14 protein-coding genes and 1 pseudogene are annotated in these 22,071 nt (G+C 62.5%); all 15 read right to left on the reverse strand.

The features are described from left to right. Positions 1-291 precede the first annotated feature (291 nt). Positions 292-1,353 carry a DUF7146 domain-containing protein gene (locus IVB27_RS33480; protein ID WP_247447050.1) on the reverse strand — a complete coding sequence of 354 codons (1,062 nt, stop codon included), beginning with the start codon at positions 1,351-1,353 and terminating at the stop codon, positions 292-294. Beyond that, entirely contained in the window at positions 1,353-5,672 is a 4,320-nt protein-coding gene (locus IVB27_RS33485) for a strawberry notch-like NTP hydrolase domain-containing protein (RefSeq protein ID WP_247447051.1), read from the reverse strand. Before IVB27_RS33485 ends, IVB27_RS33480 begins: the two co-directional genes overlap by 1 nt. Positions 5,673-5,858: 186 nt before the next feature. Next, positions 5,859-7,959: pseudogene (locus IVB27_RS33490) on the reverse strand (ParB/Srx family N-terminal domain-containing protein). A 109-nt stretch (positions 7,960-8,068) separates the two neighbouring features. Next, the gene (locus tag IVB27_RS33495; RefSeq protein WP_247447052.1) at positions 8,069-9,013 is read right to left on the reverse strand and encodes an ArdC family protein; all 945 of its coding nucleotides are present in this window, start codon (positions 9,011-9,013) and stop codon (positions 8,069-8,071) included. A 502-nt stretch (positions 9,014-9,515) separates the two neighbouring features. Next, positions 9,516-9,698 carry a hypothetical protein gene (locus tag IVB27_RS33500; RefSeq protein ID WP_247447053.1) on the reverse strand — a complete coding sequence of 61 codons (183 nt, stop codon included), beginning with the start codon at positions 9,696-9,698 and terminating at the stop codon, positions 9,516-9,518. Positions 9,699-9,978: 280 nt separating this feature from the next. After that, complete coding sequence (locus tag IVB27_RS33505) at positions 9,979-10,497, reverse strand: cysteine hydrolase family protein (protein WP_247447054.1); 519 nt, start codon at positions 10,495-10,497, stop codon at positions 9,979-9,981. Positions 10,498-10,576: 79 nt separating this feature from the next. Beyond that, the gene (locus tag IVB27_RS33510) at positions 10,577-11,215 is read right to left on the reverse strand and encodes an acyl-homoserine-lactone synthase (RefSeq protein ID WP_247447055.1); all 639 of its coding nucleotides are present in this window, start codon (positions 11,213-11,215) and stop codon (positions 10,577-10,579) included. A 198-nt stretch (positions 11,216-11,413) separates the two neighbouring features. After that, the gene (locus tag IVB27_RS33515) at positions 11,414-12,145 is read right to left on the reverse strand and encodes an autoinducer binding domain-containing protein (protein ID WP_247447056.1); all 732 of its coding nucleotides are present in this window, start codon (positions 12,143-12,145) and stop codon (positions 11,414-11,416) included. 171 nt (positions 12,146-12,316) lie between these two features. Further along, entirely contained in the window at positions 12,317-13,792 is a 1,476-nt protein-coding gene (locus tag IVB27_RS33520) for an aldehyde dehydrogenase family protein (protein WP_247447057.1), read from the reverse strand. Positions 13,793-13,845: 53 nt separating this feature from the next. Next, positions 13,846-15,177: an MFS transporter gene (locus IVB27_RS33525; RefSeq protein ID WP_247447058.1), complete on the reverse strand. Its 1,332-nt coding sequence runs from the start codon at positions 15,175-15,177 to the stop codon at positions 13,846-13,848. A 111-nt stretch (positions 15,178-15,288) separates the two neighbouring features. After that, complete coding sequence (locus tag IVB27_RS33530; protein ID WP_247447059.1) at positions 15,289-16,095, reverse strand: enoyl-CoA hydratase/isomerase family protein; 807 nt, start codon at positions 16,093-16,095, stop codon at positions 15,289-15,291. Positions 16,096-16,124: 29 nt separating this feature from the next. After that, positions 16,125-17,672 carry an AMP-binding protein gene (locus tag IVB27_RS33535; RefSeq protein ID WP_247447060.1) on the reverse strand — a complete coding sequence of 516 codons (1,548 nt, stop codon included), beginning with the start codon at positions 17,670-17,672 and terminating at the stop codon, positions 16,125-16,127. Beyond that, positions 17,665-18,189 carry a (2Fe-2S)-binding protein gene (locus tag IVB27_RS33540; protein ID WP_247447061.1) on the reverse strand — a complete coding sequence of 175 codons (525 nt, stop codon included), beginning with the start codon at positions 18,187-18,189 and terminating at the stop codon, positions 17,665-17,667. Before IVB27_RS33540 ends, IVB27_RS33535 begins: the two co-directional genes overlap by 8 nt. Next, complete coding sequence (locus IVB27_RS33545) at positions 18,186-19,001, reverse strand: FAD binding domain-containing protein (protein ID WP_247447062.1); 816 nt, start codon at positions 18,999-19,001, stop codon at positions 18,186-18,188. The genes IVB27_RS33540 and IVB27_RS33545 overlap by 4 nt, the downstream gene beginning before the upstream one ends. Then, positions 18,998-22,009, reverse strand: coding sequence for a xanthine dehydrogenase family protein molybdopterin-binding subunit (locus IVB27_RS33550; RefSeq protein WP_247447063.1), 3,012 nt, complete (start codon positions 22,007-22,009; stop codon positions 18,998-19,000). Before IVB27_RS33550 ends, IVB27_RS33545 begins: the two co-directional genes overlap by 4 nt. Between the last annotated feature and the right edge of the window lie 62 nt (positions 22,010-22,071).

The raw sequence follows: 22,071 nt of genomic DNA on the forward strand, positions 1-22,071 counted from the left end.
TTCGTGGCGATCCTCTGACGGCAGGCGGAACGGGCCAGAACCCGAAAGGGCCGAAGCGACAGCGGAGGATGGCGAAGGGCGGCTATTTTGCTTCGCGATGCAAAGCGCGTTGGCCAAACGTTTGATGTGCCCTCACATCGCCGGCGCGCGGCGGAAAATAGCCGGACGCAGCCATTGCCGGCCCGGGCCGCTTGCCGTCCGATCGCCCTCTAGAAGGCCGAGGTCGCGGCCCCTCTTCCGGTATTGGTCTCGCCTATGACCGGCCTGGCAGCATCGATCGAAGACCGGAAGCTATTCCGCAACCGCCGTCGATGAATGCAGGAAGCGAACGACGTCCTCTGGCACGAGCTGAAGCCGCAACGCTGTTCGGAGGACATCGGGACCGAAGATGTGCAGATCCTCGTTGAAGTCGCCCAACTGGGGCAACAGCGCGATCGCTTCAATGCCGGCGTCTGCTGCGCGCTGGGTGAGAATAGCCTGTACCGCATCCCCGGCGGCATCGGCATCGCGGGCGATGTAGAGCCGGCGCAGGCCAGACGGCAGCAACATGGCTGAAAGATGATTGGCTGAAAGCGCAGCCGCCATCGGCATCGTCGGGAGCACGTAGCGCAACGACAGCATGGTCTCGATCCCCTCGCCGGCAGCGAGCACGTCGTCCGCAACGCCGAAGCGAACGGCATTGCCGAGAAGGTCGCCCATGGCCCGTCGCGGTGTGTCGACCGGGGCCTTGCCGAGCCGAATGCGATCAAAGCCGTTCGGATCGAGCCAGGTGCGGTGTGCGCCGGTGATCCTGCCTTCGAGATCCGTGACGCGGGCGATCATCGCCGGCCAAGTTTCGGTCGCCAGGTATTCATCGGGCCGATAGTAGCAACGTGGGTGGAAGCGAAGGCTGCCCCCATGGGGGATGCGGACTATCCCACGACGCCGCAAATAGGTTTCGACCGCCGTGCCTTCGATGGGGCTGGACATCGCGAAGAGCCGACGCGCGGATTCCTGCGACCCGATCGGAACGAGCGAACGAACGGGTTTCGGGGCCGATTGCTGCTCTGAACGAGGCAGCCTCAGAAACCGCCTCGCTTCCTCGGCGACCTCGCGGAAGTCTCGCAGACCCAGGCTTTCGCGGATGATGTCGAGGAGGTCGCCATGTTCTCCGGTCGCCGCATCGGTCCACTTGCCAGGCGGCCGCTTCGGCGATCCCTGGAGCCGCACGAACAGTGAGCGGCCCGGCGTGTTGTGGACGTCGCCGACCAGCCAGTACCGCCCCGCCCGTTTGCCATGGGAGAGATAATGCCGGCATACCGCCTCGGCCTCGCGCGCGAGGCGGCGTGCCAGGTCGCTAGCATCGCGGGGCATCAGGCGGCCTCCCGCTCACTGATGCGCGCGACCGGATAGTGGTCGAGCACCTTCGACAAGACCTCGAGACCGCTTGCATCCGCAGGCACGAACATGCGCAGCTTCCAGGAGATGATCTCTCCAAAGAGGCCGTAGGCCCGCAAGCGATCGCGCATGGTGTCGTTGAAGCCCGCCAGTTCGATGCGGTGTGCGCCCATCACCCGGACACGGCGAAGCTGGAGCCCCTCCGTAAGCTCGAGGACGGTCCGTCCCTCCATCAGCGCGGCAAAGGCAGTGTCCGGCGTCAACGCCGGCGCGTCCGTCGCGAGGGCGTTCGCGACCCAGGAGGCCGACACCTTGCGGCCGATGACGCGTTCGTCCGCATCGGTCTGGAGCCGGTAGACGCGGGTCGATTCGTTTGGCAGCCGCTTCCAGATCGGGAGCAGCAAGCCAGCCACGATTTGGATCGTGCTGTCCGTGTACTCGGGGACCTCGTCAAGCTCTGCCAGCCAGGCCGCGGCGAAGCGCTCACGATCTGCTTCCACCCAATGGCTCTCTGCCATCATGTTCAAGGGAATGTTATGCTGCTCCACCGGCCGGATCAGGCGGACGCGCCGCTCGATCTCGCCGTCGAGCATGGCGCTCGCCGCCGCGACCTGCACGGCGGCTCGTCCCGAGCGCTCATTGATTAGCAGGACGGAATGGTGATCGGAGAAACGAGCAAGTGCATCATCCAGGCTTACTGGGTGATTACGCTGGCGCTGGGTGACCGTGAGAAGCCGGGTTTCGGCGCCAGTGCCGGGATGGACGTAAATCGTGCGCCGGTCGGTGACGACAAAGCTCTCGGCGCGGAGCGTTTCCAGCCCGAGGTCATAGGTGCCTGAGGCAACCGCGCCTTCGATCCGAGCGGTCAAGAGCTGCTCGAACACGGTGAACAGGATATTCTGAAGCTCGATTGTGAGCGCCAGCAAGCGGTTCAGGAAAGTCGTGATCGGCGGCAGGTCGTCCCTGAGCCCGTTGGCATCCGTGAGCTTCAGGCCGGTCGCATCCTCGAACCGCTCGATCGAGCAGCCCTCGACCTTGCCGCGCGCCAGCAGCGTGTAGAGTTGGCGCAACGCGTCGCGGCCATACTGGCTCTCGAGATTGTCCTCGGGCCGAAACAGGCCCTGCCCTCCGGTCTGGCGCTGGCCGCGCGTGATGGCGCCCAACGTGTCGAGCCGCCGCGCAATGGTGCTCAAAAAGCGCTTTTCGGCCTTCACGTCGGTCGCAATGGGTCGAAACAGCGGCGGCTGCGCCTGGTTGGTCCGGTTGGTCCGGCCGAGCCCCTGGATCGCGGCGTCCGCCTTCCAGCCGGGCTCGAGCAGGTAATGGACCCGCAGGCGGCGATTCCGCGCCGACAGCTCGGCATGGTAGCTCCTCCCCGTGCCGCCCGCGTCGGAGAACACGAGAATGCGCTTGACGTCGTCCATGAAGGCCGAGGTCTCCGCGAGGTTGGCCGAGCCGGCCCGGTTTTCGACCACCAGCCGGTCGCCCTTGCGAACGATGCGGCGTGAGCGGCCGGTCACTTCGGCGACCATATCGGTACCAAAGCGTTGGACGATCTGATCGAGCGCCCCAGGCACCGGCGGCAGCGAAGCGAGCTTCTCGATGAGGCGGTCGCGGCAAGCGACAGCGTCCCGGCTCTCGACCAGCTGGCCGTCGCGATAGACGGGCCGGGAGCAGAGACTACCGTCCTGATCGGTGAAGGGCTCGTAGAGCTGAACCGGAAAGGAATGGGCGAGATAGTCGAGGACATATTCGCGTGGGGTGATGTCGACCTGGACGTCGCCCCAGTCCTCGGTCGGAATCTCAGCGAGGCGGCGCTCCATGAGCGCCTCGCCGGTCGAAACGATCTGGATGACGGCGGCGTGGCCGGCGTCAAGATCGCGTTCGATCGAGTGGATCAACGATGGCGTCTTCATCGAGGTCAGCAGGTGACCAAAAAAACGCTGCTTGGCGCTCTCGAACGCGGATCGCGCGGCCGATTTGGCCTGGCCGTTCAGCGTGACGGTCTTGCCGGTGATGTTCGCGGCCCGCATCGCGGCATCGAGATTGTTATGGATGACGCTGAACGCTCCGGCGTACGCGTCGTAGATCCGAACCTGCTCTGGTGCGAGCTGGTGCTCGACGAGCTCGTACGCGACGCCGTCGTAAGAGAGCGAGCGGGCCGCGTAGAGACCGAGCGCCTTGAGGTCGCGCGCGAGCACTTCCATGGCCGCGACGCCGCCCTCCTCGATCGCCTCGACGAACTCGGCGCGGGTGGCGAACGGGAAATCCGTACCTCCCCACAAACCCAACCGCTGAGCGTAGGCCAGATTGTGCACGGTGGTGGCACCGGTTGCGGAGACATAGACGACGCGGGCATTGGGCAGGGCGTGCTGGAGCCTCAGGCCGGCACGCCCCTGCTGAGAGGCCGCCTGGTCGCCGCGCTCGCCCTTCTGGCCTGCCGCGTTCTGCATCGCGTGGCTCTCGTCGAAGACAATCACTCCGTCGAATTCGGAGCCCAACCATTCGACGATCTGCCGAACGCGCGAAAGCTTTTCGCCGCGTTCGTCGGTTCGCAGCGTAGCGTAGGTGGTAAATAGGACGCCTTCCGCGAGCCTGATCGCTGCGCCCTGGCGAAACCGGGACAGCGGCGTCACGAGCAATCGCTCCAAGCCGAGCGCGGACCAGTCGCGCTGCGCGTCTTCGATCAGCTTGTCGGACTTACTGATCCAGACTGCGCGGCGGCGGCCCTTGAGCCAGTTGTCGAGCAGGATGCCCGCGACCTGCCGCCCCTTGCCCGCACCGGTGCCGTCGCCCAGGAACCAGCCCCGGCGAAAGCGGACGGCATTATCTGCATCGTCGCGTGCGGCCGCCACAACATCAAAGGTCGCATCCACCGTCCAGGAGTCCACAAGATACTCGGAATGCGCCTCGCCGGCATAGATGACGCTCTCGAGCTGCGCGTCGGACAGGATGCCATCCGCCACGAGTTTGGCCGGCAGGTGGGGCCGGTAAGACGGCTTCGGCGGCGCGACCGAGGCCATCGCGGCGGACTGCACGAGTTTGGTCGGATGCGCATGCGCGTCCGGAATACGGATCGCCTGCAATCCATATTCCTCATAAAGCGCGTCGGTTAATCGAGCGCTTTCCGGAGGTGTCCACTCGACCGTCTCGTAGGTGAGTTCGACGCCCTCTGGCGCGCCATCTTTTGAAGTGGACGACGGCTGTGCTGCAAAGGCACCTGCCAGCCGCGACGCCGCGGGACGTCTGATGACGTCGACCACGACAGGAGTGGCGACGGGCAGCCTTGGAGGCACATGCTGGATCACCCAGTTGAGCAAGGTGGCGACATCGCCCGCCATGCCCAGCGAGGCCTCAAAGATCTTCGGATCTGCGGCAGGCCGCTTGTCGATCACGAGCAGCCTTGTGTCGGTGTGCGTTCCATGTTTCGCGTAGACCGCGCCATCGATGGCGGCAGAAAACACCACCCGCCCGCGCTCCTGGAGGCGAACGAAGGCGTCTCGCCATGCCGGGTTATCCGGCGTAAGGCTCGCGCCGGTAATGGCGACCAGACGACCGCCGTCGCAAAGCCGCGCCAAGGCTGAGGCGACGTGCCGGAAAGCCACGTCCGCCATCCGTCGATCGACGTTCGCCAATGCCGAGAACGGCGGATTCATCAGGACGACGCTCGGCACGACAGCCGCGTCGAGGTGATCGTCGATCTGGGCGGCGTCGAACCGCGTTACCTCAACGTTGGCGAACAGTTGATCGAGCAATGCCGCGCGGGCCTCGGCCAACTCGTTCAATACCAAAGTGCCACCGGCGAGCTCGGCAAAGATGGCCAGTAAACCGGTCCCCGCGGAGGGCTCCAAAACCCGGTCGGAACGTGTGATGCCGGCCGCGGTGCATGCAGCGAGCCCAAGCGGGATTGGCGTCGAGAATTGTTGAAGGGCTTGGCTGTCCTCGGAGCGCCGCGTGTGGGTCGGCAGACAGCGCGCGATTGTCGCGAGCATCGGCAGCATCGCGGCCGGCGAGCCGGCCTTGACACGGATAGCCGGGCCGAACTTGCGAAGAAACAGCACCGTTGCCGCCTCGCAGACATCATAGGCGGTCTTCCAGTTCCAGACGCCGAAGGCGTCGGAACCGCCGAAGGCGGCTTCCATGGCGCTACGCAGGACAACGGCATCGATGCGACGTCCGCGCTCGAGATCGATCGCGAGCTGTCGCGCGGCCCTGACGGCGGCGGAGGTGAGAGTTGCAGCTGCGCGCAACGAGAGCGGCGCGGCGGCAGCGCCGCCTGCGAGAGATTCGGTCATGACAGAGGTTCTTTCGGAGAGCAGGAACGGGCCGAACCGCCCGGCGCTCTCCTCAAGACCACGGCGATCCAAACCCTTCCCGGCCCACCTCTCCCTCTCAGCCGCTTCCAATAAGAATGGGGACCGGCGCAGCGCACCGGTCCCCAAACAACCGCGGGACAGCGGGAGCCGTCCTGCTCGATGACGTCACTCAGCCGCGTCGAGCTGTTGCGGGTCATCCTCGCTCGCGTTCTCCTGATCCTCGTCATCAGCGAGGAATTCGGGCAGCGGGCCCGCTTCACTCTCCTGCTCCCCTGATGCCGCATCGGGATCGACGAGCCGCAGCGGCTCCGGCAACCAGCCCGAGCCATCGAGAAGACGCTCAGCCTCCTTGGCCATGTCGGCCTTCTTCAGATGGTCGATCAGTTGCGCGGAAGACTCGCCTCTTGCTTCCCGCACCGCCTCCAGGATGCGAGGCTTGGTGACCCGACCAAGATAGTTGTCGACCGTTGGCCGCCAGCCGGCCTAGACCATGTCGAGGTCGACAGCGCGTGCCAGCACATCTGCCTGGTCGAGTCGGGTGCGGACGCCTTGGGCGGAGACGCGGCCCTGATTATAGCGGTTAGCCGGCTCATAGACGGCGTTGACCGCAAATGACGCGCAGTGAGCAAACAGGGATGCCTGAGCGTCGCCATCGAGGGCTGAAAGAGCATCCCAGAGATCGCTCTCGCCCTTCAGCAATCGAGCCTTCCACGACTCATGCCGCGCCTCAACGGCCTTCGCGGACGCGCTTTCCCTCAAGCCAGGCGCTTGGGCCGGAAAGGTCGGCGTGCGAAGTCCGATCTCGAGGCAACTACCGGACGATGCGAACCGGTAAAAGGCCGTCAGTACGAAGTTGTGCAGCACCGCTTGAAACGCGATCGCAGGATTTTTTGCCAGCGCATCCCGCAACGCCAGTGTGCGATGCGCTGTCAGCTCGGTGATCAGCCGATCGGGGAAAGGTCTTGTCCCGTCCTCATCATCTTCTTCCGTATCAGCAGCGCCGCCCGCCGCTGCGATGACCGTGCGCTGGACGGAAGGACCGCCCGCCTTCCCCTCGATCGACTGTGTATCGACGCCCTGCCCGACATCGGGCTCGGCTGCCGACAAATCGTCCTCCGGCCGGACGTAACCCCGGTCCACAGAGAGGCGCCCTTCGGGATCGATGCTGACGAAGACGCCAGCGCGGGCAATCTCGGCCGGATCGTAGATCATCGGCCGCTCTTCGATCGCGATCAGTGCTGTCTCGATTTCGCCGAGACGCTGATCGACCTCATCGGGCAATCCGTTGGCATCCTGATAATCGGATTCAAGCTTGGCCTGCTCGGCCTCGAGGGCGTCGATGGTAATCTGCTCCTCTGGGGAAAGATCGACAGGTTTACCCTCCACCTCACGCAGCCCATCCGCGTGGCCGTAGGGGAAATCGACGGCGACCGAAATCCACTTCCAGCCTTCGCCTGCAATCGTCTCGGCTTCGGCCTTGAGCTTTTCTGTCACGAGACGGTCGAGCAAAGCAACGTCCTGGAGCCAGCCGCCATCATCGTGCTCGAACAGATCCCGCAAAATGCCGCCGCCAGCCTGCTCGTAAGCATCCAGCCCAATGAATTGCACGCGGCGATCGGATGCGCGCACGGTATTCTCCGTGAGCATTCGCCGGATCTGATAGGGCTCGTCATATCCGGATCGGCTGACATTCTCCCAGACCTGTTCCTGTCTGGCGTGGTCGGCCGTAACAGAGAAGGCCATGAGCTGCTCGAGCGTCATGCCATCTTCGGCATAGATGTCGTGGAGCTTTGGCGACACCGACGCCAGCCGCAGTCGTTGTTTCACGACGGCGTCACGAAGTGCCGAGCCGCGATATCCTCCTCGGACAGGCCGGCGCCACTCAAGGTCTGGAAGGCTCGGAACTGATCGAGCGGATGAAGCCCTACCCGCTCATCATTCTCTGCGAGCGAGTCGTCTTCAGCGATGCCTCCCTCACGCACGACACAAGGAACGGCTTGCGTCTTGGCCATGCGCTTCTGCTTGACGAGAAGTTCCAGCGCACGATAGCGCCGGCCTCCGGCCGGCACTTCGAACATGCTTCGGCGTCCAGAACCGCCCGCACGTTGAGACTTTGCAGGAGCGTACGATGCGCGATGCTTTCGGCGAGTTGCTCGATGGAAATGCCCGCCTTCACATGCCGGACGTTGGACTGGCTGAGCACCAGTTTGTTGAACGGAATGTCTCGTGAGGGGGACATCGTGATCTTTTGGACAGCCTTCGTCATCTCGATCCTCCACGACGGGCAGCCGGGAGCCTCTCTCTCGGCCTCCAAACCCGTCGCGGAAAACGAGCCCGCCCTCTCACTCTCGCACCCGCGGCCACCGAGCAGAACTTCAGGCCGGTTGCTGGTCCTCCATATCGACCGCAGCTTCTGGGCGAAAGCCCAGGAGATAATCCGCGACCTTGCTGGCTTGGGAAGCGGCCCGGACAATCGCACGATTGTCCTCGCGCAACACGTCAAGCCACGAGCCAATATAGTCGGCGTGCCGCACCGTCGGCACGATGCCGAGCGAGGCGCAACCGAACGCAGAGGCGATTTCCGCAACCAGCTCCTCGAAGGCATACTTCCTGGTACCGTAGCTGCCTGACAGGTCGCGGTTGAGACGAGACGGATGACCGCTGGCATGCGCCAGCTCGTGCAAGGCCGTTCGATGCCAATTGATCGGCTCGAAATAGGCTTGCGGCGGTGGCATCTGCACGTAATCTTCACTCGGAACATAGAAGGCGCGGTTGCCGCCGATGCGGAAGTCGATGCCGGTCGCCTTGATCAGGTATTCGACCCGTGGCTCGATCAGGCCTGGCGGCGGAGGCGGCGCCGCCGTTGCGATCTCTGCAGGCAAGCCGTCGCACTGATCGAGGTTGAAGAGCGTGAAGCGCTTGAGGAACGGAACGGCCTGCGCTTCCTCACCGTTCTCGCTCGCGCGGCGCTTTTCGTCGATCGGCACAAAGCGGTCGGCATAGACAACGGTCGTGCCGCGCTCGCCCTTGCGGACGTAACCACCGAGCGACAGCGCCTGGCGGAAGGTAAGCCAGCTCTGACCCGTGAATCCGTGTTCGATCGCCGCACCCCAGAGAACTAAAATGTTAATGCCGCTATATTGACGGCCGGACGCTGCGCTTTTCGGTATGGCCAAGGGAGCCTTCGCTGCCGCGGTGCCCCAAGGTTGCACCCACGGCACGCGGCCGGCCTCGAGCTCGGCGATGATCTTGTTGGTGATGTCGTCATAAAGGCTTGTCCGGTCCTCACCGGCGCACGCCCGAGGATGATATCTGGACATCGCGGATCTCCGCGACGGGCGCCGCGAGCCTCTCTCGCAGCCTGTAACCCGTCACGGCAAAACCGCGCGACGCTCTTACTCTCAATCTCTAATTCAGAATGGGACATGGGCGACCCGGTCCGCCGTCCGTCCCAGATCTTCACGGCACTTGGCATTGAGATGCCCGGGCCGAAGGCCCTGGCCAGGCCTGCGTCAGGGGCGCATCGCATCAACAGAAAATGGCACCCGGAGAGCGTGAGCATAGCGACCCGAAGGGGCACGCGGGTCCGAGTGCAGCGACGAGACCGGTTAACAGCGGCACCCGGGAACGGGGCAGTGATAGCGATCGCCGAAGGCGAGCCCCTTTCACGAGTGCCCCCGGCAAGGAGCTCCGCAGCTCTTGCGCGAGGGATCGACGCCGGACGGCCGAGACGCAAAGCGGCTCCGTTTACAAGAGCCCGCTGCGGCGGAAGCCGCACGCGCTCTGGCCAAGCAAACTCCGCCAAAACTTGAATCAGCGGATCTAGATTTCCTCGCGCACATGCGTCTGCGCGTCATAGATCCTGATCTGAAGCATGGGAAAACGTTTCTTTAGTTCTTCGCCGCCCGCCCTGGCGCCGTCTTTCGTTGCAAATTCGGCCTTCAGCCGGCCGTCCACTTCAAGCGCGTAACCAGAGGCCGGCAATTCACGGGTGGCTGCAACCATTTCATTCCCATTGTGCAGTGAGGTGGCTGGGGTGATGGGTAGCGTGAGTCGCCCAAACCGCGCCAGAGCCACCGGCCGAAGTGCAGTGATTGGCCAACGCAGGTGTGGATTGGGCGGCCGGCTCCTCCTCAAAGCCTCGCCTTGACGCACAACTCCGGCATGGCGGTAGGGCCGTCGCGCTCAATCGGTCATGGAAACAGGATTTGAGTCCCCAAGCCGTAGACGGCGTATTTGCGCCAGGGATTGACGCTGAAGCCCGCGACCGCAAAGCGACCCCGGTTCATGAGAGCCCAGCCCCAAGGCGGGCCGCTTGCGGGAGGCGCCCGTTTACGAAAGCAGGTCTTGGACTACGGCCGACGGCCTGATCGCCCAGCGACACGGCCCATTCGAGGAGGGCCTGTCGGATGGTTGTGGCGAGGATGCCGTGGTGGACTAGTCGAGGTAGAGCGATCGACCGATCGGCTTCATCACGTGCGACCGACAAATCCGAGAGCAGCCGGATGTCGTAGCCGTGCTCCGCCCCTTCCAATGCTGCGATCAGCACCTCTTCTTCAAGGAATGCTCCGCCCAAAAAGATCACGCCGGCAGCTGATTCCGCAAGACGTGCCGCAAGTCGCGGATCCCGCCACGCGTACAAGGCATCGACGTCGAAATGCTCAGTGGAAGCAGTAGTGTGAGCGGGAAGAATGCCGGGCTGATACTCGCCAACTGCTATTTGGCGAATGCCAAAGACGTCCAGGCAGGCAGGCAGCAAAGCGAGGTTTCCGCCGGGGCCGAGGGCGAACGCCTGAGCGTCCACCCACCCGCCTCGTGTCATATTCAACGCAGCTATGTCGGGGATCGGCCAGCACAGCGAGGCCTCGGCAACCACTGAGAGATCAGGCGGCCTTGCTTTCCAAAGCCGGTGGGATCAGAACCGGTCCGCTCACCCCCGCTTGCCGGTACATGGCCTCGAGCGCGTGATCTGAATCGTGCAGAAATCCTGCAAGCGCGATGGTCTGCCCGAGCGGCCGTGGATCAGACAATCTCTCCAGAGGCCAGCCGGCTCGCCTCAGGATGCGTTCCATACGGGCATCGGTGACGGTCACGATGGATTGCACTGCCCTCGCCCGCATCACCTCGATCATCGCGGCAAATAACACAAAGGTGGCGCGATTGAGCCCATATCGGCCGGGCTCGACGCTGCGCGCCGTGTCGACGCAAAATCGCGAACTCTCGAGAATGCGCTCATCACTCGGCCCTGCTTTGGCGCCCAGCAGATTGGCGAAGGTGTCGGCGAGCATGTTGGGGCCGGTGGTTGGCAGCAGCCTGACGCACCCCAGAACGTCGCTATCGTCCGAGACGGCAAGAAGGTAAGTCGGACTCAGAGCATCATAAATATCGATTTCCAGGTCACCCGAGACCGACACGCTCCAGTCCAGGCGGTCTTTGAAGACACGCCGCCGAAGCCGATACATCGAGGTTAGAAACTGCAGATGACGACCAAACTGAGACGTGTGAAGCGCGATGGCATGCATGCCAACCTCCTCGAGTTACGGGGAAGCCTTGACAGCAGAAAACGAACACCTCAGCGCCTGTCAGATTTTGCAGGTGGACTCCGATCAGCTGGAGCAGGTTAGACCACTTTGGCTGGCGTTCAATGCGACATCGGTGTTGCAGGCCGCACGCATGGGCAGTCCTCGTACTTTGCCGAAAATTGGGTACGGGGCTGGCCGTCAGCTCAATAAACCGCGGCGCAAGGCTATCGCGATACACTGCGCGATCGATGCAGCGCCGAGTTTGCGGCGCGCGTTCTCCAGATGAAACACGACCGTACGTGGCGCAATCGCAACAAGGACGGCAATACTGGCGACTGTTTTGCCTTGGGCGGTCCATGCAAGGCATTGACGCTCGCGCTGGGTAAGTTTAGCTCCATGGTCCTGCTCGGTGGGAAAGGGGGCGCCGAGCCGGGCGGCAACGTGAGCGTGGAAATATAGCCCTGCCTGGTGGACGACATCGCTCCATTCGCCGACAAGATGCTCCAGATCAATCTCGCGGTCGTTCGTCGCCAAGGTGAAGGCGGCCATTCGTCCGAAACCGCCTCTGATCGGCACAGTGATTCCGGATCGAATGCCGAACGTCGCAGCCTCATCAAAGAACTGACGTTGCGCTCTAGATCCGGACGGCGCGCGGGCTTCCCCGCCCCAACTGAAGAGGTCACGCTCGACCCTAGCGCGAATGATCACCGGATCGAGCTGCTGATATTCGAGATGAAAGTAGCGGCTGGTCCAGGATTTCGGGTATGACGAGATCAGCGTGGGGGTGTCGCCGCTCAGGCACAGATAAGCAAATTGCTGGAACCCAAGCTTTTGCGCTAGCCGTGCGGCGACGCGTTCAAACGCAATCGCATCGCCCGCCGTCTGGAGGGCATCAACGAACTCCTGGAAGGTGTTCTCGATTCGATTCATTCTGTTTGGAGCGCATCGAAACCGCGTTCGGATCGCAACCAACGCAGGCGATAGGGACGTCCGCCACGCTTGAGAGAAGGTGAACTGGTCTTGTCTGCTCGCAACCCTTGCAACAATTCGCTCTTCGCCTTGGCAGGCGGCGCCTGCGCTGAATCAGGCAGATGCTGTTAGCTACCCAATGAGTCCACTCCCTCCGATAACTCCGCAATTCTGGTAGATGTGCTTGATCTCGATGAAATCGATCAATGCATCGTAGCCGTGCAGCCGGCCGAGCCCACTTCGGCGATAACCACCAGTCTCGGCTTCTGCGAACAGCTTGTTATGGTCATTGATCCAGACAGTGCCGTTGCGCAGCGCGCGCGCTACCCGCATAGCGAGGGCGCCGTCTCTCGTCCAGACGCTGGCGGACAAGCCATATTCACTATGGTTCGCGCGCGTGACAGCTTCTTCTTCGTCCTCGAACTTCTCAATGATCACCAACGGTCCGAAGATTTCCTCCTGGACGAAGAACGCTGAGGTCTCGCGATGAGCGACCAAGGTCGGCGAAAGGAAGAAGCCCTTTGAACGATCGCCTGCTGGCACCTCACCGCGAAGTACGACCTCGTCCGCGAGTTGCATTGTCTCGGCTATCCGCTGCGCTACATGCGCCCGCGACGGCCCGTCGATGAGCGGCCCCATTTCCGTGGCCGCGTCGGTGCCAGGTCCGATTTTTATGCGCGCAAGGGCCGCACCTAGCGCATGTTTCATTTCGTCAAAGCGGGATGCATGGACGATGATGCGGCGAGCGGCTGTGCATTGTTGTCCCGCGATGATGGTGGCAGCGGCAGCGAGCTTCGGAGCGACTTCCGAAACGTCCGCGTCCTCGAATACGAGACAGGCCGACTTGCCGCCGAGTTCCAGCGACAACTTCTTCATTGTGGGGGCGGCGGCCGCCATGATCCGTTGGCCGGTAACGTTCGATCCTGTGAAACTGATCACGTCAACGTCCGGTGAAGTCACCAGGTGCTGCGCCACCTCACTTCCGTCTTCGAAAAGCAAGTTGACGACGCCGGGTGGCAAGCCGTCGGTCTCCTGGAGACATTTGATGAGTTCAGCTGTGATCAAGGCCGTTTGCGCTGCGGGCTTGATCACGACGGTACATCCTGCGGCCAACGCGGGCGTGAGGGCGCGGATCAGGAGCACCGCTGGAGCGTTCCATGGGATAATCAATCCGGCGACGCCGGCCGGCTCCTTCAACAACGTCGAATAAATGCCCGCCTCGACCTCGAAAACGTGGCCGGGAATGTAGCGCGTCAGCCCGGCATAATAGCGGATTTCCGATACGCTGCCGGCAATTTCGCCGCGCGATTGCGCAAGCGGCTTGCCATTTTCCGCCGTAAGGAGGCGCGCAAGTTGTTCGCTGCGACTTTCCATCAGGTCGGCCCAACGCAACATTATCAATTGTCGCAGACGGGGATTTTGTGACCATTGGGGGCGATCAAAGGCGCGTCGCGCGGCCGCGATTGCCGCCTCCGCATCGACTTTCCCGCTCGCCACATGGGTTCCCAGCACCTCCCCATTTGAGGGATCGATGCTTGGCGCGGTCCGCTCCGAGTCGGCAGGCTGCCATACGCCGTCAACGAGATTTAGGGCGGATTTTGAAGTCATGGGCGAAAGGCTCCTGAGGGACATCAAGCGTCGCTATGCAACCAGATAAGGGGTCAGTGGAAATTGCCTCTGGTTTCCGGAACGCTCAGCGCCCCGATCAAAAAGATGAGGAAGATCACAGCCGAAAATACTGCGAGCGACATCGGAATCTGCTGCGTCCCGGCGCTTGCCAGCGAAACGAAGGTCGGCATCATGCCGCCCAATGCAAAGCCGATATTCCAGGACAATCCCGTGCCGCTCGCACGCAATGCAGTCGGGAATCTTTCATTTAGGAATATCAGGACCGGCGCATACCCGGCATTGCCGATGAATGCGATCGCCAGAGCATAGAGCGTGATCTGCGTCGTATCCGAAGCCTTGGCCATACCGAGGTAGCACAACGGGAGCAGCACGAGGGCGCATGCGCCGACGCCGAGGAAGGTCGACTTGCGGCCGATCTTTTCACTTAGCGCACCAATGGCCACGGCCGAGATGAATGCGATTACGCTTGCGCCCATCAGGATCAGGGAAGAAGCGTTGTTGGGGACGCCGTTGACGACCTTCAGGAACGTCGGAAGATAACCTGAGGTGAGATAATAACCTGCCCCGCCACCGAAGGTGATCAGCAGGTTGATCAGCACCACTGAGCGGTGCCCGCTCGAAAACAGCATCCTCAAAGGCGACGCCGTCACCGTGCCCTTTCGGCTCGCCTTCTGTTGCTGCAGCTCCTTGAAGAATGGTGATTCCTCGAGGTTCTTGAAAATGAACCATCCAAGCAGCGAGCTCAGAAGGCCGGAAAAGAACATAAACCTCCATCCCCATTGCGCGAACGCTTCTCCGGGAAACGCGGAGGAGGTAACCAGGAACACCACCGAAGCGAGCAGCGCGCCGATGCCGGCTCCGCCGCCGCCCACCAGGCCAGACATCGCCCCTCGCCACTTCGCAGGAACGGATTCAGTGCCGATCGTATGCGTGGACGCGACAACGCCGCCGACGAAGACACCTTGAACCAGGCGCAGGATCAGGAAGATGATCGGCGCGGCGATACCAGCTTGCGCGATTGTCGGCAGCGTGCCGAACGCCGCAGTGCTGATCCCGACGCCGACGATGGCGACCAGCATCGCGCCTTTGCGGCCATGGACGTCGGCGTAGTGGCCGAACACCGCGGAACCGATCGGGCGCATCAGCAGCGTCACCGCGAACGATGCATACACTGCTGCAAGCGAAAGAGTCGCGTTGGTGGACGGGAAAAACAGCGCGCCGATGACCGGTGCAACATAGAGCAGGATGAACAGGTCGAACAGATCGAGCGACCACCCGAGCACGGAGGCGATGATCGCGTTGATCATTTGCCGATGGCCGGCAGGTGCTTGAGCGTCCATCAGCGTCGAGCTTGTCACGGTCATTGCAACCCCTCCCCTTTTGTGATTTGCGAAATTCCGCGGTCCTGCCGACGACAGGCAAAGCGAACCGACGGGCCCGCACAATAGACTGTGCCGGACCTCATCCGATTTCGGCTATAGTCCGGTAAACTTCGGGGCGCGCTTGGCGTTGAAAGCCTCGACGCCTTCCTTGAAATCCGCCGATTGCCGAAGACGACTGTAGCAATGGCCCTCGAGTTCGATGGCGATCGCGAGCGTCGAGTCCTCGGTGTCATTGAGGAGCTTCTTGGCCGTACGCTGAGCCAGCGGTGAAAACGCACGAAGCTCGTCGACGAGCTTGTCGACCGTCTTTTCCAGCTCGCTGTCGGGCACGCACTCGGTTGCGATGCCCCATTCAAGCGCCTGCTTGCCGGAGATGCGCTTCGAACGCATGACGATGTCCTTGGTACGGGTGATCCCGATCATCTTCTGCAGCCGCGCCGACCCGCCCGAGCCTGGAATCTGCCCTAATTTCTGCTCCGGCAATGCATACAGAGTCGTCTCTGACGCAATCCGGAAGTCGCAGGCGAGGGAGAGTTCAAATCCAACGCCGAAGCAATATCCGCGATTAGCGACGATCACCGGCTTGGCGCAACGTGCGGGCGAAGCGATATTCCAGGCGAGCTTCGACACGTGCTCCGGCGTGGCTTCCATGAAGCCACCGATGTTTCCGCCGCTGGAGAAATGCTCACCGATTGATCGAACGACGATGATCCTGACGCGCGCGACCTCGTCGAGAGCTTCGAAGGCCAGCCGGAGTTGGTCTCTCTGCGGCATCGAAACGACGTTATACGGGGCACGTGCCAGAATGATGTCGGCCCGTTCGCGGGCTCCGTCAAGTTCTACCGTGAAGCCGTCCAGCTTTGCCAGGCGTGGATCGGAAAATGAAAACGACGATGGCATGTGAGGGCTCCTTTTGAAGTTTCGGTCGATCAGACGGCGTCCGGGGGGGACCCGTGCTCCGGCTCGTACTCTCCTGCGACGAGTAGGCGCCGCAGTAGTTTTCCAACTGGAGATTTCGGGAGAGCGTCGACGAAGACGAATCGGCGAGGACGCTTAAAATTGGCCAGTCCGGATGTGCGGCAGAACTGTTCCAGCTCCTGCGCGCTTACGGGGGCATTTCGCCTCACGAAGGCGGCAACGATCCTTCCCCATTTCTCGTCGGCAAGACCGACGACGGCGACCTCCGCAACCGCGGGATGGAGGGAAATGCAACTTTCGATCTCGACCGGCGAGACGTTCTCGCCGCCCGTAATGATCATGTCATCCACCCGTCCCGTAACGAACAGATCGTCGTCGCGATCGACAAAGCCGGTATCACCCGTAAAGTACCATCCATCTCGTAGCGATTTCGCATCGGCATCCGGGCGTCGCCAATAACCTTCAAATGCTTCGTCGCCTGCCAGCAGGGCGACGATTTCGCCTTCTTCACCCGTTGAGGCCGCTTCCGCCACCGAGCCAGCCCCAATCTTGACGACCCTGACGTGCTGGTTGATGCCGGCCTTTCCGGCCGATCCCGGCTTCGCGGTCGCATTCTGGTCGACCGTGAACGTGTAGATCTCGGAGCTACCGTAGTGGTTGACGAACAATTCCGGCTTGAACGCCGTATTTAGTTTCTGGAGCAGTCCGCCAGTCATCGAAGCGCCGGCAAAACCGAGCTTTCTGACGCTCGAAACGTCGGTATCGGCGAATTCGCTGTCATGGACGAGGTCGTGATAGAGCGTCGGCACAAGATAGAGATTGGAGATTTTTTCGGTTTGGATGATGGCGAGCGCTTCACGCGTGTCGTAGCGCGGAAGGCAGACGAAGGTACCGCCGATCAAGGACATCGCGATGAGTGATCGTACCCCCATCGTGTGATACAGCGGCATCACCCCGAGCGTCCGCTCGGCGCGGCCATAGAGGTTTTGCGCGACGTGAGCGATCGCAGCCGCGCGCTCCGCGCGATGGCGGCGTGGTACACCCTTCGGCCTCGACGTGGTGCCTGATGTATACAGCATGATGGACCAAGCGTCCGCGCTGACCCGTGGAACGGCGTCAGGCGCTTCGCCTGCAACCATGTCTGCGAAAGCGGCGGCACCGCCGATATTGGCCTCTCCGACCACGATGAGCCGCAAGCCGTTCGCGCGGCTTGAATTGCTGACGGCCTCGGCGGATACATCTTGAAAGACAACGGCGCAGGCTTCCGAATTCTCGATGCAGAAATCGAGCTCCTCCGCCTTCGCCCGCCAGTTGATCGGCGTGATCACGATTCCAGCCAGCTGACACGCCCAGTGGATCGTCGCGGTCTCCCAACGATTTTGCAGCACGGTGATCAAGTGATCGCCGGGCCTAAGTCCGATGGCGTCGAACGAAGCGACCAGCGAAGAAACGCGACCGTACCATTGCCGGTAGGTAAGGCGCAGGCCGCCGTCCACAATCGCGGTCGCGTTAGGGTCACGCGCAGCACTGGCGATGAAGCTGCTGCCGAGATCAAGCATCTGACGCCTCTTTGTTTCGGGATTCTTCCGAAAGTTCCGCCGCCGCTTCGAGGGCCGCCCGTACGATCGGGGTGTACCCGGTGCATCGGCACAGATGGCCGCTCAGCAGGTCGCGTATCTCACCTTCGCCAGGCGACGGGTTCCTGCGCAGGAAATGATCGAGCGACATCAGGATACCGGCGGTGCAAAAGCCGCATTGCAGGGCGTGGTTACGCCGGAAGGCCTTCTGCAGAATCCCAAGCCTGTCGGGCGACGGTGCCAGGCCCTCGACGGTACGAACGTCGGCACCGTCGATCTGCACGGCGAGCATCAGGCAAGCTCTCGTGAGCGATCCATCGACCGTGACGGTGCAGGCGCCGCAGACGCCATGTTCGCAGCCGACGTGCGTGCCGGTTGCGCCGACACTCTGGCGCAGGAAGTCGGTCAGCAGCGTCCGGGGTTCGGCTTCGCCTTCCATCTTCGTGCCATTCAAGGTAAAGCGGATTAGATGACGCTCCCCAGCGCGCAAACGGGTCATTGCGTGACCTCCCGCACCAGATCTCGCCCGATCATGCGCACCAGATCGCGCCGGTAGCGCGCCGTGGCGTGAACATCGTCGCGCGCATCGAGCTCATAGGCGAAGGCGTTCAGAGCGTCATCGAGGGCGCTCCCCTCGAGGCGAGGCCAGGCGCGCGCTGCTGGCATGTCGGCGACGCCGCCTACCGCAAAGCGCACTCCCTCCGGCGTCGCGATCGCCGCGCAGGCTACGATCGCGAAGTCGCCGTGCCGGCGCGCGACTTCGCGGAAGGCGCAGCGCCCCGCCTTGGCTTCCGGAAACGATACCGCTTCGACCAGTTCATCGTCTTCGCGCGTCGTGGCCATCATGCCCACGAAAAAGTCCTTTGCCGGAACGCGGCGGCGCTTGCTTGCGCTCCGCAGATGTACCTCGCCGCCAAGTGCAACCATGCAAAGCGGGATCTCCGCGCTAGGATCGGCATGCGCCAGCGAACCGCAGATCGTGCCGCGGCTGCGCGTTTGGACGTGCCCTGTCCATGGTAGCGCCAGCGCAAGCAACGGGAGCTTTCGCGCCAGTTCCGGCCATCCGAGCAGGGCCGCCTGTCGGACGCCCGCGCCGACGGTGACGACGCCCCCCTTGTCTTCGATTTGGCCGAGCTCCTTAAGCTGCATGATATCGACCAGCACTTTCGGCTTCGCCAGGCGCATGTTGAGCATTGCCAACAGCGACTGTCCGCCGGCGAGGATGCGAGCATCGCCGCCTTCCGCGGCAATGGTTTTCAGAACCTCGTCAAGAGAGTCGGCGCGCACATAAGCGAAGGCTGCAGGTTTCATCGCCGCCTCCCGAACATCGCCGTTAGTCTGGCAAGCAACGGTAGACGTGCAAACCAGGCGGACTCACTTGCCCCACCTCCACCGGCTTTGCGGGCTAAAGCTGCAAAGAATTTCCCGATGATGACCCGGGTCGCTCCGTCAAGAAGACGACCGCCGATACTAACGATCTTGCCCCCTATGGCAGCCTCGTAGACATAGTGCATTCTGGTCCCGCCCTTGCCGTCCGGCTCAAGCGTGATGCGTCCTTCGCCGCTGCCAAAACCGAGTGCGCCGTTCGCGATGCCGCCGAGCGTGACCGCGCGCGGCGGATCGAGGTCCGACAACTCGACGTCAGCACGATAACGGCCTGTCACCGGCCCGATCCCCAGCGTGACTTCGGCGCGAAAATGCGTGTCCGAAACTTTATCTACCCTTTGGCATCCTGGAATCACGGCCTTCAACGTGTCTGGGTCGAGCAGCATCGCCCAGATATGCTCCGGTTTGGCATTCACGGACGCGCTGCCCTCGCCATGTAGCCGCCTGTCGCCCGCGCGAGGCGTAGCGACGGCAGAGCGCCCCACTGGCGCAGCCCGCTCGACCCCGCGAACGATATTCGCGAGCTTTGAAGGCACCAGCGGCAGTACGATGTCGCTAACGCCCAAAGCATCGGCGACCGCGTTCGCGATGCATACCGGGGTGGACATGCAGTTGCCCTCGCCCACTCCTTTCGCGCCCAATGGCGTAAAAGGCGACGGAGTCTCCATATGGAGAATGACCGGATCGGGGACCTCGGTCGTGGTCGGCAGCAGGTAATCGGCGAATGTTCCGGTCAGGAAACTGCCGTCGGGCGCATAGGCGTATTCTTCGTAAAGAGCCGCGCCCAGCGCTTGCGCAAAACCGCCCCGTATCTGTCCGTCCACCATCCCGGGATGAAGGATGGTCCCACAGTCATGCATGGTGACGTAGCGATCGATGCGCGTTTGGAGTGTGGTGCGATCGATTTCGACACCACAGAAATCGAAGATGAAGCCATGGCACAGCGACGAGTTGATCCGGTCCTCATCGTCCGGCGCCGTCAATTCGGGCGGGCTCCAGAATACCGTTTCGCGAATGGTGTGGCCGAGATCCTCCGGCAACGAACCCGGCGACCAGTGGCTGAGTGCGGCCAGCCGGGAAAACGGTATTCGGTTGTCCGGGTTGTGCTTCGATAAGACAAAGCCGCCGGCGAACGCAATATCCGACGCCTCGACGTTCAACTGGCTTGCCGCGATACGCGCGATCCGCGCGGCTATGCGCTCGGCCGCAAGCTTTGCGGTACCTGCGACTGCGGCCGCGAACCGGCTTGCATAATTTCCCGAAGCAATCGACCATGCATCCTTCGTCGTGTCGATTTCGGTATTGACCCGCACGTCTTCCGGTTTGAGGCCAAACACATCCGCGACGACTTGAGAAAGCACCGTGCGATGTCCCTGGCCCTGCGGCACCGACGCAACGTGCACCGATACGCTGCCAACCGGATCAAGCGCTACTGTGGCGGTCGCCTGCGCACCGTTCTTCGGGCCGGCCTTGCGACGCTCCGCTGGCGTGAGGACCGTTGAAATATAGCCCATATTCGACACACTTGGCTCGACTACCGCGGTGTAGCCGATGCCGTAGAGCCTACCATTTGCGCGGGCCTCATCGCGTCGCGCCTTGAGGGCGCCAAGCGCCCCCTCCTCAACGCCGCGTGCGATAGCGCTTGGATAGTCTCCAGAATCCAGCAATGCGCCGGTCGCCGTCCGGTAGGGAAATGCGTCAGCCGGAATGAGATTACGTTTGATTACTTCGAGCGGATCGAGGGAAAGTCCGACTGCAATCTTGTGGACCAGGCGTTCCAGGGCGAAATAAATCTGCGGGCCACCGAAGCCGCGGTTGAGGCCGGTCGGCGTCTTGTTGGTGACAACGACACGGTTTCTGACGACCACGCTTCGGATATCGTAAGCTCCGGTGAGATTGCCGTGCATCCGATACAGCGTCGCCGGCTCCGGCGCGCGCAAATGCGCTCCGCAATCCTCGACCTGATCCCAATCCAGCGCGAGAATTTTGCCATCGTCGTTCACCGCCGCAGCCAGTCTCGTCGCCCTATTGGTCGCGGACACCGACGCGGTGAGATGCTCGAGCCGGTCTTCGATCCATTTTACCGGACGCCCGACCGCTCGAGATGCTGCGGCGATCAAAACGATGTAGGGAAATATTCCCTGCTTAACACCGAAGCTCCCGCCTGAGTCCGGGGGGGTGCGCAGGCGCAAGCGATTGCCCGGCACCTTCAGCGCCCGGGAGATCACGGCGTGAATGCTGAAGGGGCCTTGAAAGTTAGCGAGAACGTCGAATTCGTTCTCGGCTGCATTGTAATCAGCAATTACGCCGTAAGTTTCGATGGGCGTGCAGGAGTTGCGCGGATATCTGGTATCGATCTCGAAGCGATGGGCTGCTTCTGCGAACGCCCGCTCCGGTTCTCCATAATGGAAGATACGATCACTCGCCACATTGCCCGCAAAGCCGTCGTGCAGCACGGGCGCGTCAGGCGACAGCGCAACGAGCGGATCGATCACTACGGCGCGCGTCCGGTACTCGACGTTGATGAGATCGGCCGCGTCCTCGGCGCATGGCCGGTCCGCCGCGATAACGATCGCCACTGGCTCCCCGACATAGCGAACACGCCCTACGGCGATCGGCCAGCATTCGACTGGGGCCTTTACGCCGACGACGAGACTGGAGGTCATTGCCTTGATGTCGGCGCCGGTAAGAACAGCCGATACGCCGGGCGCCTGCCTCGCCGCCTCCAGGTCGATTGCAACAATATCGGCGTGAGCATGGGGCGATCGTAGAATGGCCGCATGCTGGGTTCCGGCGGGTGTGCCCAGATCGTCGATAAAGCGCCCGCGACCAGTCAGCAGCGCCGCGTCCTCGACACGCTCGATCGAACGGCCGACCCATGGTCGGTCCGCATCGTCGATGCCTGATATCGATGCAGCGGCGGTCTGCGCCATCCTGACAAATCCTCCCGGCGCATTCTTCTCGGCGCCTCGCAGGAACTACTGCCAGAATGCCC

Origin of the sequence: Bradyrhizobium sp. 197, from assembly GCF_023073375.1 — a bacterium.
GTDB lineage: Bacteria > Pseudomonadota > Alphaproteobacteria > Rhizobiales > Xanthobacteraceae > Bradyrhizobium.